This is a genomic window from Aurantimonas sp. A3-2-R12 (assembly GCF_036016755.1).
In the GTDB taxonomy this organism is placed as follows: Bacteria; Pseudomonadota; Alphaproteobacteria; order Rhizobiales; family Rhizobiaceae; genus Aurantimonas; species Aurantimonas coralicida_A.
On sequence record NZ_JAYXIH010000034.1, the window covers coordinates 32,430 to 47,814 of the forward strand.

General features: G+C 65.0%; 11 protein-coding genes. 7 read left to right on the forward strand and 4 right to left on the reverse strand.

What is annotated here, in order from left to right; translation table 11 throughout:
• Window positions 1–60: 60 nt before the first annotated feature.
• Window positions 61–2,724: an alanine--tRNA ligase gene (alaS, locus tag VSX60_RS16410; RefSeq protein WP_327625336.1), complete on the reverse strand. Its 2,664-nt coding sequence runs from the start codon at window positions 2,722–2,724 to the stop codon at window positions 61–63.
• A gap of 166 nt (window positions 2,725–2,890) precedes the next feature.
• Complete coding sequence (gene recA, locus VSX60_RS16415) at window positions 2,891–3,967, reverse strand: recombinase RecA (RefSeq protein ID WP_327625337.1); 1,077 nt, start codon at window positions 3,965–3,967, stop codon at window positions 2,891–2,893.
• 164 nt (window positions 3,968–4,131) lie between these two features.
• On the opposite strand from recA, the gene VSX60_RS16420 reads away from it, so the two are divergent.
• Both VSX60_RS16420 and VSX60_RS16425 read left to right on the forward strand, forming a co-directional pair.
• A complete protein-coding gene (locus VSX60_RS16420) occupies window positions 4,132–5,100 on the forward strand; it encodes a carbohydrate kinase family protein (protein ID WP_327625339.1) in 969 nt (322 codons plus the stop codon).
• Entirely contained in the window at window positions 5,100–6,020 is a 921-nt protein-coding gene (locus VSX60_RS16425; RefSeq protein ID WP_327625341.1) for a pseudouridine-5'-phosphate glycosidase, read from the forward strand. The genes VSX60_RS16420 and VSX60_RS16425 overlap by 1 nt, the downstream gene beginning before the upstream one ends.
• Before the next feature lie 25 nt (window positions 6,021–6,045).
• Here VSX60_RS16425 and cckA read toward each other — a convergent pair whose 3' ends face one another.
• Complete coding sequence (gene cckA, locus VSX60_RS16430) at window positions 6,046–8,589, reverse strand: cell cycle histidine kinase CckA (RefSeq protein WP_327625342.1); 2,544 nt, start codon at window positions 8,587–8,589, stop codon at window positions 6,046–6,048.
• Between the two features lie 244 nt (window positions 8,590–8,833).
• Here cckA and VSX60_RS16435 point away from each other — a divergent pair, with 244 nt between their 5' ends.
• Entirely contained in the window at window positions 8,834–10,426 is a 1,593-nt protein-coding gene (locus tag VSX60_RS16435; protein WP_327625343.1) for a hypothetical protein, read from the forward strand.
• Between the two features lie 319 nt (window positions 10,427–10,745).
• On the opposite strand, the gene dksA is transcribed toward VSX60_RS16435, so the two are convergent.
• Window positions 10,746–11,162 carry an RNA polymerase-binding protein DksA gene (gene dksA / locus VSX60_RS16440; RefSeq protein ID WP_327625345.1) on the reverse strand — a complete coding sequence of 139 codons (417 nt, stop codon included), beginning with the start codon at window positions 11,160–11,162 and terminating at the stop codon, window positions 10,746–10,748.
• A 295-nt stretch (window positions 11,163–11,457) separates the two neighbouring features.
• Here dksA and VSX60_RS16445 point away from each other — a divergent pair, with 295 nt between their 5' ends.
• The 4 genes from VSX60_RS16445 (at window position 11,458) to VSX60_RS16460 (ending at window position 15,245) form a co-directional block, all read left to right on the forward strand.
• Complete coding sequence (locus VSX60_RS16445) at window positions 11,458–11,985, forward strand: SixA phosphatase family protein (RefSeq protein ID WP_327625346.1); 528 nt, start codon at window positions 11,458–11,460, stop codon at window positions 11,983–11,985.
• An 81-nt stretch (window positions 11,986–12,066) separates the two neighbouring features.
• Complete coding sequence (locus VSX60_RS16450) at window positions 12,067–13,518, forward strand: YcjX family protein (protein ID WP_327625347.1); 1,452 nt, start codon at window positions 12,067–12,069, stop codon at window positions 13,516–13,518.
• A complete protein-coding gene (locus VSX60_RS16455) occupies window positions 13,515–14,627 on the forward strand; it encodes a YcjF family protein (protein WP_327625348.1) in 1,113 nt (370 codons plus the stop codon). Before VSX60_RS16450 ends, VSX60_RS16455 begins: the two co-directional genes overlap by 4 nt.
• A gap of 84 nt (window positions 14,628–14,711) precedes the next feature.
• Entirely contained in the window at window positions 14,712–15,245 is a 534-nt protein-coding gene (locus VSX60_RS16460) for a hypothetical protein (RefSeq protein WP_327625349.1), read from the forward strand.
• Window positions 15,246–15,385 lie beyond the last annotated feature (140 nt).

A 15,385-nucleotide genomic window follows, 5' to 3' on the forward strand; every position in this document is an offset into this window, starting at 1 on the left:
GCCCCAGAAGGTCGCCTGCTGCGAGCCTTCAAAAGTCACCCGTCCAACCGACCACGGCGGTCAGGCCGCGAGCGCCGCCTCGACCGCCGACACGGCGTCGCTCGCTTTATCCCCGTCGGGCCCGCCCGCCTGCGCCATATCCGGCCGTCCACCGCCGCCCTTGCCACCGATCGCCGCGCTGGCCTGCCGCACCAGCGACACCGCGTCGAACCGCTCGGTCAGATCCGGCGTGACGCCGACGACGACGCTGGCCTTGCCGTCGGCGACGCAGACGAACACGACGACGCCCGAGCCGAGCCCGGCCTTGGCTTCGTCGACGAGGCCCTTGAGATCCTTGCCGGCGACGCCCTCGAGTACCCGTCCCATGAAGCTGACGCCACCGACATCCTTCGGCGCGGCGGACGAACCCTGTCCGGCACCGTCACCGGCGAGCGCGAGCCGCTTCCTCGCCTCAGCGAGTTCGCGCTCCAACCGACGCCGCTCCTCGACGACCGCCTCCAACCGCTCCGCCGCCTCGGCGGGCGCGACCTTCAGCGCCGACGCCATGCGTCGCACGCGCTCGTCCTGTTCGACGAAGTAGGCCCGCGCCGCCTCGCCCGTGAGCGCCTCGATGCGCCGCACGCCGGCACCGACAGCGCTCTCGCCGACGATATGGACCAACCCGATGTCGCCGGTCGCGGAAACATGCGTGCCGCCGCAGAGCTCGATCGAGAACGGCCGGCCAGCCTTTTCGCCCTCCTCGGCCGTCCCCATCGAGACCACCCGGACCTCGTCGCCGTATTTCTCACCAAACAGCGCCATCGCTCCCGCCGCCATCGCGTCGTCCACCGCCATCAGCCGGGTCTCCACCGAAGCGTTCTGCAGCACGATCCGATTGGCCAGCCGCTCGACTTCGGCGATCTCGCGCGCGTCCAACGGCTTGGGATGGGAGAAGTCGAAGCGCAGCCGCCCCGGCGCAACCATCGAGCCCTTCTGGCCCACATGGGTGCCCAGCACCTGACGCAGTGCCTCATGGAGAAGATGGGTCGCCGAATGATTAAGCCGGATACGCGACCGCCGCGAATGATCGACCTGAAGGTCGAGCGGCTGGCCGCCGCGAACCGCGCCCGCCTTGACCGTGCCGCGATGGATGAACAAACCATCCGCCACCTTCTGCGTATCGGTGATATCGATCTCGACGTTTTCGCCGCGCATCGTGCCGGCGTCGCCGAGCTGGCCGCCCGATTCGCCATAAAATGGCGTCTGGTTGAGAACGACGAAGATTTCCTCGCCCGTCTCGGCACGGTTCAACTCCTGCCCGTCCTTGACCAGCGCCATGACCACGCCCTCCGCCCGCTCGGTATCGTAGCCGAGGAACTCCGTCGCACCGGCGCGCTCGCGGATCGGGTACCAGATAGTTTCAGACGCCGCGTCTCCGGAGCCGGACCAACTGGCCCGTGCCTCGGCCTTCTGGCGCGCCATCGCCGTATTGAACGCGTCGAGATCGACCTCGATGCCGCGCTGGCGCAGTGCGTCTTGGGTCAGATCGAGCGGAAAACCATAAGTGTCGTAAAGCTTGAACGCCGTCTCGCCGGAGAGCTTCTGGCCGGCGCCCATGCCTTCGGTCGCATCCGTCAGCAGCGTCAAACCGCGATCAAGGGTCTGCAGGAATCGCTTCTCCTCGAGCTTCAGCGTTTCCGAAATCAATGCCTCGGCCCGCACGAGTTCGGGAAAGGCACGGCCCATCTCGGCGACCAGCGTCGGCAGCACCTTGAACAGCACCGGCTCGCGCGCGCCGAGCAACTTGGCATGGCGCATTGCCCGCCGCATGATCCGCCGCAACACGTAGCCGCGTCCCTCGTTGGACGGCAGCACCCCGTCCGCGATGAGAAACGCGGTCGCCCGCAAATGGTCGGCGATGACCCGGTGGCTGGCAATCTTGTCACCCTCGGCCCGCGAACCGACCGCCGCCTCGACCGACTCGATCAGCGCCTTGAACAGATCGATATCGTAATTGTCGTGGACGCCCTGGAGGACGGCCGCGATCCGCTCCAGCCCCATGCCCGTGTCGATCGACGGACGCGGCAGCTCCATGCGCTCGTCGGCCGAGAGCTGCTCGAACTGCATGAAGACCAGGTTCCAGATCTCGATGAACCGGTCTCCGTCTTCGTCCGGGCTGCCCGGAGGCCCGCCGGGAATGCCCTCGCCGTGGTCGAAAAAGATCTCCGAACACGGGCCGCACGGGCCAGTCTCGCCCATCGACCAGAAATTGTCCGAAGTAGCGATGCGGATGATGCGGTCGTCGGGCAGCCCCGCAATCTTGCGCCAGAGGGTGGCCGCCTCTTCATCTTCGGAAAAAACGGTCACCAGCATCCGGTCCGCCGGCAGATCGAACTCCTTGGTGATCAGGTTCCAGGCGAGCTCGATCGCCCGAGCCTTGAAATAATCGCCGAAAGAGAAGTTCCCCAGCATCTCGAAGAAGGTGTGATGGCGGGCGGTATAGCCGACATTGTCGAGGTCGTTGTGCTTGCCGCCGGCGCGCACGCATTTCTGCGAGGTGACGGCCCGGGAGTAAGGACGCTTCTCCACGCCGGTGAAGACGTTCTTGAATTGCACCATCCCGGCGTTGGTGAACATCAGCGTCGGGTCGTTGCGCGGCACCAGCGGCGAGGACGCGACCGGCTCGTGGTCGTTCTTCGCGAAATAATCGAGAAACGCGGACCGGATTTCGTTGACGCCACTCATGAATGCGACCTTCGGAAAACTGACGGAAAAACACGGCCGGACCACGCAAAGAAGCGCCTCCGATCCCTATCGAAGGCGCTTTGTACAGAGGCCCGGAAGCAGTGTCCATCAAGCTCCGGTTCGCCGGCGCGCATCTCAGCGACGGCCGCGACCGGAGCCCGGCGGTTCAGCCCTCGTCGGCACTGTCCTCGCCGCCGGGATCGACGAGCAGTTGCTCGGCAATCAGGCCGGCGTTCTGGCGGATCAGGGCCTCGATCTCATTGGCGACACTGGGATTGTCGCGCAGGAAATTCTTCGAATTCTCGCGCCCTTGCCCCAGTCTCTGACTGTTGTAGGAGAACCAGGCGCCGGATTTTTCGACAATCCCGGATTTGACGCCGAGATCGATGAGTTCTCCGGTCTTCGACACGCCCTCGCCATACATGATGTCGAATTCAACCTGCTTGAACGGCGGCGCCAGCTTGTTCTTGACGACCTTGACCTTGGTCTGGTTGCCGACGACCTCGTCGCGGTCCTTGATCGCGCCGATACGGCGAATGTCCAGACGAACCGAGGCATAGAACTTCAAGGCGTTGCCGCCCGTGGTCGTCTCCGGCGAACCGAACATTACGCCGATCTTCATGCGGATCTGGTTGATGAAAACGACCATGCATTTAGAGCGGGAGATCGAACCGGTCAGCTTACGCAGCGCTTGGCTCATCAGTCGCGCCTGCATGCCCGGCAGGGAATCGCCCATCTCGCCCTCGATTTCCGCCCGCGGCGTCAACGCCGCGACCGAATCGATGACCAGCACGTCGATCGCGCCCGAGCGAACCAGGGTGTCGGTTATCTCCAAGGCCTGCTCGCCGGTATCGGGCTGCGAGATCAGCAGATTCTCCAAATCCACGCCGAGCTTCCTGGCATAGACCGGGTCCAGCGCGTGTTCGGCGTCGACGAAGGCGCAGATCCCGCCCTTCTTCTGGGCCTCGGCGATCGTATGCAGGGCGAGCGTCGTCTTGCCCGAACTTTCCGGCCCGTAGATCTCGATGACCCGGCCTTTCGGCAGCCCGCCGACACCGAGCGCGATGTCGAGTCCGAGCGAGCCCGTCGACACGGTTTCGATCTCGACGATCTTCTCGTTCGCGCCGAGCCGCATGATCGAGCCCTTGCCGAACGCCCGCTCGATCTGCGAAAGCGCGGCATCGAGAGCCTTGTTCTTGTCCAACGAATTTTCCTCGACGAGACGGAGTGTGTTCTGTGCCATGGAGACGGGACCTTATTCCACGCGTTGGACGGGGGTGCAATGATGCGGCCTGAACCAAACGTGTACGCTATTTGTTCTCATTGGGCAAGCCCATATTCCTGGTTTGTTCCGGTTTATCGTCGCAAGCCGAATCGCAGTCCGCTCTCACTGTCTGTTAAAGTTTTATGAAGAAGTCCGGAATTTCATCTCATTCCCTCTCCGTCTTCGTTGTCGGTGCGGCCCATATCGACCGGCGCGCCAAGGCCGATGCGCCGTATCGTCCCGCCGCGTCGAACCCCGGCCGCTTCTTCGACATGCCGGGCGGTGCCGCGTTCAACGCCGCCTTGACGCTGGACGCGCTCGGTTGCGCGGTGGTGCTGCAAAGCGCCAGGGGCGGCGATTCCGACGGCTACCGAATTGCCCAGGCAATCGCCGCTCGCAAGTTCACCGATGTCTCCATCACCTGGATCGACCGGGCGACACCAACCTATACGGCCATATTGGACGACCGGAGCGAGCTTGTTGCCGGCGTCGCGGACATGGGCCTTTACGATCTCCTGGTTCCGCGCGTGTTCACGCGGCGGCATGTCAGGGCAGCGATAGATGAGGTCGACGCATTGCTGGTCGACGCGAACCTGCCGAGCGGATCGATCGACGCGCTGGCGAAGGCCGCCGGCGGGCGTCCCATCGCGGCGATAGGTGTCTCGCCCGCCAAAGTTCGCCGCCTGCACGGGGCAATTCGCTCGCTTTCGGCGCTGTTTCTTTCGCATGCCGAGGCGGCAAGCCTGGTCGAGGCCAGTTCTGGCACGAGCCCCAGGCTCCTCGCCGAACTCCTGATCGAACTCGGTGCACGGCGCGCCGTCATTACCGATGGACCGAGGCAAGTCGTGGTGATTGACGGAGAGACGATCGCCTTCCAGGAGCCCCCCGTCGTGATTCCAAGGGACGTCACCGGCGCCGGGGACACGCTGGCCGCAGCCGCGCTCGTCGGCCTTTGCGAGGGGCGTGAATGGATCGATTGCGTCCGCGCGGGCCTGGTAGCGTCATCGATCCGGATTTCTGTCGATCCGTTTCCGCCACGCGATTTCTCTCGACTGATCCAGGAGGGCGCCGCGGCTCTGCCAGATCCTCATTTACCGGAAAGGTCGCTGTGATGTCCGTGACGCTCCCGTTCAGGTCCTCTGCCGAGGTCACTGATGCGATTCGCAGCCGACGGCCAGTGGTGGCGCTGGAATCGACCATCATCACCCACGGCATGCCCTATCCACAGAACCGCGACATGGCCCGCAATGTCGAGGCGATCATACGCAAGCAAGGCGCCGTCCCAGCGACCATCGCGGTTCTGGATGGGCACTTGGTTGTCGGACTCGACGACCAGGAACTGGACGCACTCGCGACGACCCGGGATGCGATGAAGCTGTCGCGGGCCGACCTTGCCTATGCCGTCGCCACGGGGCGAACCGGCGCGACCACGGTCGCTGCGACGATGATCGCCGCCGATCTCGCCGGGATCGGCGTCTTCGCCACCGGCGGTATCGGCGGCGTTCATCGCGGCGCCGATACGAGCTTCGACATTTCCGCCGATCTGGAGGAGCTTGCGAGTACGCCGGTTATCGTGGTTTGCGCCGGGGCGAAGGCGATTCTCGATCTCAATAAAACCCTGGAAGTCTTGGAGACAAAAGGCGTTCCGGTCATCGGCTACGGCACCGATGAGTTACCTGCCTTCTGGTCGCGCGAATCCGGCCTGCCCGCCCCCCTTCGGCTCGATACGGCGGACGAGATCGCCGCCTTTCAGAGAGCGCGGAGCTCTCTTTCGATCGGCGGGGGTATGCTGGTCGCCAATCCGGTGCCGAAGGATCAGGCGTTGCCGCGCGGAATGGTCGAGGGTTGGATCGAACAGGCCCTCAGCGACGCGAAAGTCCAGGGGATCAGCGGCAAGGCCGTCACGCCGTTCCTGCTCGATCGCATGTATCATTTGAGCGAGGGGCGCTCGCTCGCCGCCAACATCGCGCTGGTCGAGGCCAACGCGCGGCTGGCCGGACGCATCGCCGTCGCCATGGCCAAGACCGCGTGAGCTGGGAAGCGGCAGCGGTTCGAGCCTATTCGTCAATCATGGTTTTGACGGCGACGGCCAGTTCGCGCAGCGAGAACGGCTTGGCGAGGAAGCCGAACTTTTCGCCCTCCGGCAAGTTCTTGGCGAACGCGTCCTCGGCGTAGCCCGACACGAAGATAAATTTCAGATCCGGTCGCTTCTTGCGCATCTCGCGGAGCAGCGATGGCCCGTCCATTTCCGGCATGACCACGTCGGAGACCACGAGCTCGATCTGACCGTCCAGTTCTTCCATCACTTCCAGCGCCTCGATGCCGGAGGCGGCTTCGTGGACGTCGTAGCCGCGCATCTTGAGAGCGCGGACATTGCCGGCCCGCACGTGATCCTCGTCCTCGACGAGCAGGATCGACGCCGTTCCCGAAAGGTCGAGCTTGGCGTTTGAGGGGGCGATCGCACTCGCCGCGATTTTCGCCGCCGCGACCTGATCTGGGATGTGCCGTGGCAGGAAGATTCGAAAGACCGTGCCCTCGCCGGCCTTGGAGTCGACGAAGATGAAGCCGCTCGACTGTTTGACGATGCCATAGACCATCGACAGGCCAAGGCCAGTGCCCTTGCCGATCTCCTTGGTGGTGAAGAACGGCTCGAAAATGCGTTCGGCGAGGTCCGATGGAATCCCGGTTCCGGTGTCCGCGACCTCGACCAGGACATACTCGCCTTCGGTCAGTTCCGCATATGCAAAGCCGCGGGCTTCGGCGGCCTCGACATTGCGAGTGGAGATAGTGATCGTTCCGCCGTCGGGCATCGCGTCGCGGGCATTTTGAACCAGATTGGTGATCACCTGCTCGAATTGGCCGATATCGGCCATCACTGGCCACAGGTCACGGGCGTGATGACGCTCCAGCTTGGCGTGATCGCCGCTGACACGCTTCAGGAGCAGGTGCATGTCGGCGACGACGTCGGTGAGGTTGAGCATCTTCGGCCGCATCGTCTGCCGGCGCGAATAGGCCAGCAACTGGCGCACCAGCGAGGCAGCGCGGTTGGCGCTCTGCTTGATCAGCAAAAGGTCCTGGAACGAGGGATCTCCGGTGCGATGGTTGAGCAGGAGAAAGTCCACAGACGCGGTGATGATCGTCAGCACGTTGTTGAAGTCGTGGGCGATACCGCCGGCCAGATTGCCGATCGCCTGCATCTTCTGGCTTTTGGCGAATTGCTCCTCCAGCGCCCTTTGCTCGGTGATCTCGACACCGTAGAGAATCGCCGCTTCGTGAGTGTCCGGGCCGGCCTTCGGAATCGCGCTGATATAAAGCCGGACAGAGCGCGGCCTCTCGCCCAGAATTTCGGCATCGACAGGCGCGATTCCAGCTTGCCCGCGAACCGCGGCAGCGAGCGCCTGTCGCAGACCATCGCGATCGCTTTCGCGGATGCTACCGACGATCTCGGCGGTGCCGCCGGATGCATCCAGACCGAAGACCTGCCGGAAGGCCGCGTTGGAACGGATCGCGCGCCCGTCCTCGTCCAGCGCCGCGATCGCCATGGGGGACGAATTGAAGAAGCGGGTGAAACGCGCCTCGGCCAGCTCCGCCGTATCCGCCGCTTCGCTCTTCGCGCTGCGGCTGAGAACGAGCGTTCGCACGATCCCCGGCGCCGCGGCGTCGTCTGCCACCGGCTTGCGCAGGAGCCGCACCGGAAGGCTTTGCCCGTCGCGGGTGATGAGATCGAGATCGACGATGCTGGTTCCGTCCGCGTCATCGTCGCTGGCATTGGGCGCCAGCAACGCGCGTGACGCTTCCGGCACGAAATCGAGAAGTGAAAGCCCGCCGGGCTTGAACTCGACCAGATCGACGCCCAGCCATCCGGCCAGCGTGGCGTTGAGATAGGCGATCTTCAGATCCGCGTCCGTCGCCACGAAACCCGCGGGCGCCCTGTCGAGATAGTCGATCGCGTGCTGGAGATCCTGGAAGGAACTTTCCTGCGACTGGCGGTCGGCGGTGATATCGAGAATCTGCCAGGCTTGCAGCGTTCCACGCGAGGTCGCGAGCGGGCGCACCGAGGCCCGATACCAATGCGGCGTGCCGTTGCCAGCCGCCATCGCTGCGAGGCTGCGCGGCAGACGAAACTCGCGCTGGCCGGAACGATTTTCACGCGCCAGATTGGCGAGGAAATAGATCGCCTCGGAGGCCTCCGGTTCACGCGCCAACAGCCGTTCCAGAGTTTTCACGCCGGCGGCCGTCGTCGCGCCGGTCGTCTCGCCATAGGCACTGTTGGCGTAGATGATTCGCCCTTTGCGATCGACGATCAGCGTCCCGTTGCGCGCGGTATCGAGAAAGTCCTTGGCGATCGCGCCTTCGCCGATTCGGCCGGTAAATTGCACGAAGCCGAGTGCGGTGGCGAAGATCGCGGCGATTCCAGCCACGGCGAGGCCACCAAAGATCACCAGCAGCGCGATTGCGCCATAGGCGTGGCCAAACAGCGCCAGCGATGCCGCCAGGACGGTCAACAAGCCACCCAGAACGAGCAGGCGCCGCACACCCGATGCGGCCGCAGCCCGGTCGATCAAAGGCTTCTCGGCCGCGCCCATCGCCGCTCCATCCATGTCGATTCGCCCCTGCTTGCCGCAACTATGAATCAAAAGCGAATCCGAGGCGAGTGATCGCGTCCAAGCTTTATTCAACCAAGACCACGAAAAATGCCCATGCTGACTTCGCGCACCGTTGTCCACGCATTATGAACAGCCAAGCTGACGTTGCACTTGCCCCGGACCGAAAGATCGGTCAACCGGGTTGGGTGACGGAAGAAAACTTCGCTGGTCTCCGGCGCCGCAGGAGGAAATCGCGCCCATGCCCCAATGGATCGTCGACCTAGTAGGCGAAAGTCTCGCGTCAATCGTCTGGGTGGCGATCGTGGCGACCGCCGTGTGCCTATTGGCAATACTGATGATCGTGCTCGCCAAAAAAGCCTTCGGCAGCCGAATCGGCACCGGCTTCAAAGGGAGCGCTCCGCGACTGGCGGTCATGGATGTCGCCCGAATCGACGAGAAACGCCGCCTCGTCCTGGTGCGACGCGACGAGGTCGAGCATCTCGTACTCGTCGGTGGGCAGAACGATGTGCTCATCGAGGGCAGCATTCTGCGCGTTCGAGCCACGACTGGCGTCCGTCGGGACGAACCACGCGGCGACTTCCCGGAATTCGAAGACGATATGTCGGCGGAACCGGCATCCAGTCGAGGTGTCGCACCGATTCCCGTTCCGATTCCTGCCCCGGAAGCGAAACCGCTGGCTCCACGCCCTGAACCACGCCACCAGGAAGCGGTCGCATCGCGGACCCCATCCGAGAACAAGTCCCGTCCCACGCCGATGACGGCGCCCTTGCCGGTGCCCCCGGCTCCGACTGTCCCGCCATCTCCAATGGCGGCCGGCACCGAACAGGCCAAGGCGCCCGCATACAGCGCGGCCCCCATTCCGGAAATAGATACCGATCGCTCACCAGCATCCGCGCGGAGCCTTCCTCCACGTTCGATCGCGACGCCGACGCTCAACCTGCGGCAGAGCCGGTCGACGACGGACGCCGGGAACGTCTCGTCGGAGTCTCCCGCCTCCAAATCGGACGCGGCGCTCCCCGCCTCGCCTGCCTCCGGCCGACGTGAGCCGTCGCTGGCAGTGCCGGATGTGCAACGCGATCCGATGGCCTCCAAGGCCGAGCAGCCCCGCGCCGATCTGCGCGCGCAAATGAATCGCGCCCAGTCCCCAACCCTCGAACGCGTGCAGGATGCGACCGCACCGGCCATTGCCGTCGATGCCGTCGATGCCGTCGATCGCCGGGACCCGCCGCGGCAGCCGCTGTCGGTCAGGAGCTTCGCCACGGCGATACAAAATCGCAAGGTGCCGGCGGAAATGCCGCAGCCAGCCCCTAAGGCAGCCGAGGCGACGACACGTCAAGATAACGCGAACTCGTCGCTTACCGACCCCGACCAGCGGGATCGGCAGCGTTCGGGACCGCCTGCCGCCGGGGGGAGTTCCACGTCCTCAAGCCAGACGGAGGCCGCGCCGAAACGTCCGTCCGTTCCGGATGCCGAGCCGAGTCTCGAGGACTTCCTTTCGGCCGAGATGGATGCGGATTTTGGCAACGACGCCTTCTTCGCCGACAAGCCCGACGACGGCGATTCAGGTGCGAATGCGCCGCGCGGAGCGCCCCCAGTCGAGGCCTCCAGATCAGAGCCGGATCCCGCGACGGCGACCGAGGCACCGCGCGTTGTCGCACCAACTCCGCCTGCCTCATCCACCGGAGGCGGTACGCCTCCTCGCTCGGCAGTTCAGCCGGACACGCCGCCCCGCACCGCCGCGGCGCCTGTGCCTTTGACACTCGAAGAGGAAATGGAACGGTTGCTGGGCGACTTCAATTTCGGCGACGACAGCGATCGCAAGGCCAACTGAGTCGGGCAATCCCCGGATAACTTCTGGTGTCCGCCTGGCACTGAAACCCTGAAGCCAACTTATGCCGCCGCGCGATACCGAGGCCGGTCGCTGCTCTGACACCGACACATTGGGCAGGCTGTATGCGAGGATCTGGGAGGAGCCCGGTGGCTGTAACAGCTCATCCACTAAAATGGCAGGTGCGGAAAACCAGTGATGGAGGGTTGTTCAGTTGCTCTTCGATTCACGCCCCGCCACTCGGGACCAGGCCAAATTTTCGCTGGCTGAGCCTATAGGCGCCAGCCGAAATCTCGGTGTCTAAAAGACCCCGTCCAGGGAGCTATTCGTCCCGATAGACCTTCTCGCGGCGCTCGTGCCGCTCCTGCGCTTCCAGGGACATCGTCGCGATCGGGCGGGCGTCCAGCCGCTTCAGGCTGATCGGTTCACCCGTCTCTTCACAATAGCCGTAGGTGCCCTCGTCGATCCGCTCCAGCGCGTCGTCAATCTTGGCGATCAACTTGCGATGGCGGTCGCGCGCCCGCAACTCGATGGCGCGGTCCGTTTCCGACGAGGCGCGATCGGCCGCATCGGCGAGATTGCTGTTGTCATTGGCCAGGGCGGCAAGTGTCTCTCGCGACTCGCGCAGGATTTCCGCTTTCCAGGCCAGCAGCTTCTTGCGGAAATAATCCCTCTGGCCATCGTTCATGAACTGCCCGTCCTCGGACAAGGTCGTCTCTATATTGAGTGTCTCGCTCATCACGCACCTCCGTTCACGCAATCGGGCTTATAACGACGCTTTCCGCAGCGAACAAGTTGTTCATAGACTACAACTTGAAAGTGAACGGGTTTCTAACATCCCGTTTTTCTTCGCTTTTCGACGGGACTCATCGGCCCGCGCGATGACACGGCTATGACGGGCAACAAACGTGCCGGCCCGTGCGTTCGCGGGTTTCGGCATGAAGAGCCTCGATGCCGCCTTTCCGGGTCAGCAGCGCGCGCGCTTGACCGTCACCGGATTGCCCGATGCCGTCGTTTCGGCATAGTCCATCGCCATGTCCGCCTTATCGCCCAGCCGCCGCCTCTACATCCTGCGCCACGCGCATTCATCGTGGGCCCTTCCCGGCCAGCGCGACCACCACCGTCCGCTGGATGCGCGAGGACGCAAGGAAGCCGACCGGCTCGCGGAGTTCATCGCAAGGAAAGGCTACCGCTTCGACGTGGTGGTGTGTTCGACGGCGAAGCGGGCGAGCGAGACCTATGACCGGATTCGCCCCAAACTTCCGACTGAAGGCCGCGAGGAAGCCTCGGACGCCCTCTATGCCATGGGCGTCGAGGCCTATTACGACGCCGCGCGGCGCCACGGCGATTGCGATGCGATCCTCCTCGTCGGGCACAATCCGGTGATCGAGGAATTCACCCTGTCGCTCATCGCGGATGGCGATCCCGCCGCCATCGAAGCCATTCGGATGGGCTTCCCCACCTGCGGCCTCGCTGTCGTGGAGTTTTCAGGGCCGCTGGACGCGATCGAACGGGGCACCGGCCGGCTTCGCGAATTCGTCGATCCCCATGATCTGCGTTAGACGAAGGAGGCGCACTTTCGACGCCCATCGTCACTGCCTATATCGCCGACAGCCCATCTCCAGAGGATTTTCGCCCAGCCTATGACCTCTCTTGCCGACGAGGCCCGTCTCGTCCTCGATACCTTCGCCGATCGGACGACCGGCCTTTTCCACCCGACCGTGCGTCTCGGCGTCACCGGTCTGTCGCGGGCCGGCAAGACGGTCTTCATTACCGCGCTGGTCCACAACCTCCTGCATGGGGGCCGGCTGCCGCTGTTTGGAGCCCAGGCCGGGGGACGCATCCTGCGCAGCTATCTGGAGGAGCAGCCGGACGACGCGGTGCCGCGCTTCCAGTATGAGGACCATATCCGCACGATCCTCGAGGAGCGGGCCTGGCCGCAATCGACCCGGGCGATTTCCGAATTGCGGCTGACGATCGAGTATGAATCGGCGTCGGGTTGGGGACGGATGTTCTCCGGTGGCCGGCTATCGATCGATATCGTCGACTATCCGGGCGAATGGCTGCTCGACCTGCCGCTGCTGGACAAGGATTTCTCGACTTTCTCGACTGAAGCGATCGCGCGCGCCCGGCTGCCCTCGCGCCGCCCTCTCGCCAGCGACTATCTCGCGCTGCTCGAAACGGTGGATCTCGCAGCCCCGGCCGACGAGCCGACAGCCCAGGCCTTGCACGCCGCCTTCGCCAAATATCTGACAGCCTGCCGCGCCGACAGGACGGCCCTGTCGACTTTGCCGCCGGGGCGATTCCTGATGCCGGGCGACCTCGAAGGCTCCCCCGCCCTCACCTTCGCCCCGCTGCCGGTCGAGCCCGGCCACACCTATCCGAAGGGCTCGCTCGCGGCGCTGCTGGCGCGGCGCTACGAGGCCTACAAGACGGTGGTGGTAAAACCTTTTTTCCGCGAGCATTTCGCCCGGCTCGACCGCCAGATCCTGCTCGTCGACGTGATGCAGGCGATCAACGCCGGCCCCGAGGCCGTCCGCGATCTCGAAACCGCGCTCGCCGACATCCTCGCCTGCTTCCGTCCCGGCCGCTCAAGCTGGCTCGGATCGTTCCTGACAAGGCGGATCGATCGCATCCTCGTCGCCGCGACCAAGGCCGACCATCTCCACCGCGACAGCCATCGCAGGCTCGAATCCATCGTTCGCCGAATGCTCGACGACGCCATCGCTCGCGCGAAATTTTCCGGCGCCCGAACCGACGTTCTCGCCCTTGCCGCGATCCGGGCGACCCGCGAGGCGAGCGTCGATGACCGCGGCGACACGCTGCCCGTCATCGTCGGCACCCCCGCGGCCGGCGAGACGATCGGCGACGAAACCTTCGACGGCAAGACCGAAACGGCGATCTTCCCCGGCGATCTGCCGGCCGATCCCGCGCGGCTGTTCGTCGACAGCGACGGCGGCGCGGCGGACCCGATCCGGTTCGTGCGTTTCAAGCCGCCGAAGCTCGAACGCGACGCGGCCGGGATGACGCTCTCGCTGCCGCATATCCGGCTCGACCGGGCCCTCGAATTCCTGTTGGGAGATCGCCTGGCATGAGCAGCGACGAGAGCCCCCGCCCCGGCCGGCGTCCCGGCGCGTATCGGCTGGAAGAGACGGGCATTCCCCGCTCCGACCAGGAGCAAAAGACCGCTGCGCCGGGGCGGTCCCCACGCGCCATCGAGGATCTGGCCCGGATCACCATCGAGCCGGACGACGCCATCGAGCGTGAGGCGATCGTGGAGCTCGAGATCGAGCAGATGGCGCGGCGGCGCCACGGCTTTTCCTTCGGCAAATTGTTCCTCGGCGCCCTCGGCATTCTCGTCTCGCTCGGTGTCGGCCTCGCCGTCGACGCCCTGATCCGGGATCTGTTCGCCCGATCGGAGTGGCTGGGATGGGCGGCGCTCGTTGTTGCCGTCCTGCTCGTCGTCGGCGCGCTGGGCGTGGCCCTGCGGGAAATCATCGGCCTGATGCGGCTGGCCGCCGTCGACCGGGAGCGCCAGGCCGCACTCGCCGCCTACGAGGCCAATTCCTCCGCGGACGCGAAAACCGTCGTGCGAACGTTGACCACACTTCTCTCCGAACGGCCGAAGACCGCCCACGGCCGGGCGCGGATGGCCGAACTCGACGACGAGGTGATCGACGGCGCCGATCTCATCGCGCTGGCCGAACGCGAGCTTCTCGCACCGCTCGACGCCGAAGCCCGCGCCCTCGTTCTGGTCTCGGCCAAGCGGGTGTCGGTGGTCACCGCCGTCAGCCCGAAGGCGCTGGTCGACGTCGCCTATGTGCTGTTCGAGACCGTCAAGCTCATCCGCCGCATGTCGGAGCTCTACGGCGCCCGGCCGGGCACGCTCGGCCTGGTGCGGCTGACCCGCGACGTCGTGGCGCATCTGGCCGTCACCGGAACGATCGCGATCGGCGACGGCGTCATGCAGCAATTGCTCGGCCACGGGGTCGCGGCAAAACTGTCGGCGCGGCTGGGTGAAGGCGTCGTCAACGGCCTCTTGACCGCTCGGGTCGGCCTCGCGGCGATGGATCTCTGCCGCCCCCTGCCCTTCCTGCGGGTCCGCCGCCCATCGATCGGCGACGTCCTCGGCGATCTCACCGTGATCGGTGCGATTCGGCCGTCCCGATCAGCCTCGGATGAGACGTCACGCGACAAATCGTGAAGACCGCGGCAAGGCTTGATTAACCCTTCCGGGCGATAAAGGCAGCCTGTTCCAGCCACCCCGTCCGCCAGGAAGGTTCGCCCCATGTCCCGCATGCTGACCGCCGGTCTCGCTCTCGCCATCGCCGCCGGTTCGGCACTGGCGACGCCTGCCCTTGCCGAACCGGACGAGGCGTTCTTCCGCCAGGTCGTCGGCCAGTGGTCGGGCCCCGGCGAGATCGTTGCCGGCAAGTACAAGGGCACAAAGTTCGTCTGCGACTTCGCCGGCTCCCAGCATCCGAAGAAATTGGGGATGGAGCTGGACGGCTCCTGCCGCGTCGGGGTGTTCTCGCAGCCGATGCGGGCCGAGGTGGTCCGCTCCGGCAAGGGCTACACCGGCGCCTTCCAGGACGGCGCCAAGGGCAAGGGACTCGATATTGTTTCCGGCAATGTCGACGGCGACCGCATCGTCGTCGGGCTCGACCGCAAGCAGCTCAAGGGCGCCATGATCGCCCGCCTGGACGGAGCTGGCGCGATGGCGATCACCGTCTCGGTCCGGGTCGCCTCCGAACTTGTGCCGGTCATCGGCATGAATTTGAAGCGCACCGGCGGGATACGTCAGAGCGCGCTGACGAAGTAGGGAAGGCGGTCGAAGGACTGTTTCGGCTTGGCTAGCATTACAGTTGCGTCTTTCGACGAGTTCTGAATCCATGGGCGACCATGATTCGGAGGTCATGGATGATGGGCGCATCGATCGAGACGACGCTGGAGCTTTGGGCC

Coding starts and splice junctions, on each gene's coding strand:
- alaS (WP_327625336.1), bottom strand. CDS start 2,724: ATGAGTGGCGTCAACGAAATCCGGTCCGCGTTTCTCGATTATTTCGCG.
- recA (WP_327625337.1), bottom strand. CDS start 3,967: ATGGCACAGAACACACTCCGTCTCGTCGAGGAAAATTCGTTGGACAAG.
- VSX60_RS16420 (WP_327625339.1), top strand. CDS start 4,132: ATGAAGAAGTCCGGAATTTCATCTCATTCCCTCTCCGTCTTCGTTGTC.
- VSX60_RS16425 (WP_327625341.1), top strand. CDS start 5,100: ATGTCCGTGACGCTCCCGTTCAGGTCCTCTGCCGAGGTCACTGATGCG.
- cckA (WP_327625342.1), bottom strand. CDS start 8,589: ATGGATGGAGCGGCGATGGGCGCGGCCGAGAAGCCTTTGATCGACCGG.
- VSX60_RS16435 (WP_327625343.1), top strand. CDS start 8,834: ATGCCCCAATGGATCGTCGACCTAGTAGGCGAAAGTCTCGCGTCAATC.
- dksA (WP_327625345.1), bottom strand. CDS start 11,162: ATGAGCGAGACACTCAATATAGAGACGACCTTGTCCGAGGACGGGCAG.
- VSX60_RS16445 (WP_327625346.1), top strand. CDS start 11,458: ATGTCCGCCTTATCGCCCAGCCGCCGCCTCTACATCCTGCGCCACGCG.
- VSX60_RS16450 (WP_327625347.1), top strand. CDS start 12,067: ATGACCTCTCTTGCCGACGAGGCCCGTCTCGTCCTCGATACCTTCGCC.
- VSX60_RS16455 (WP_327625348.1), top strand. CDS start 13,515: ATGAGCAGCGACGAGAGCCCCCGCCCCGGCCGGCGTCCCGGCGCGTAT.
- VSX60_RS16460 (WP_327625349.1), top strand. CDS start 14,712: ATGTCCCGCATGCTGACCGCCGGTCTCGCTCTCGCCATCGCCGCCGGT.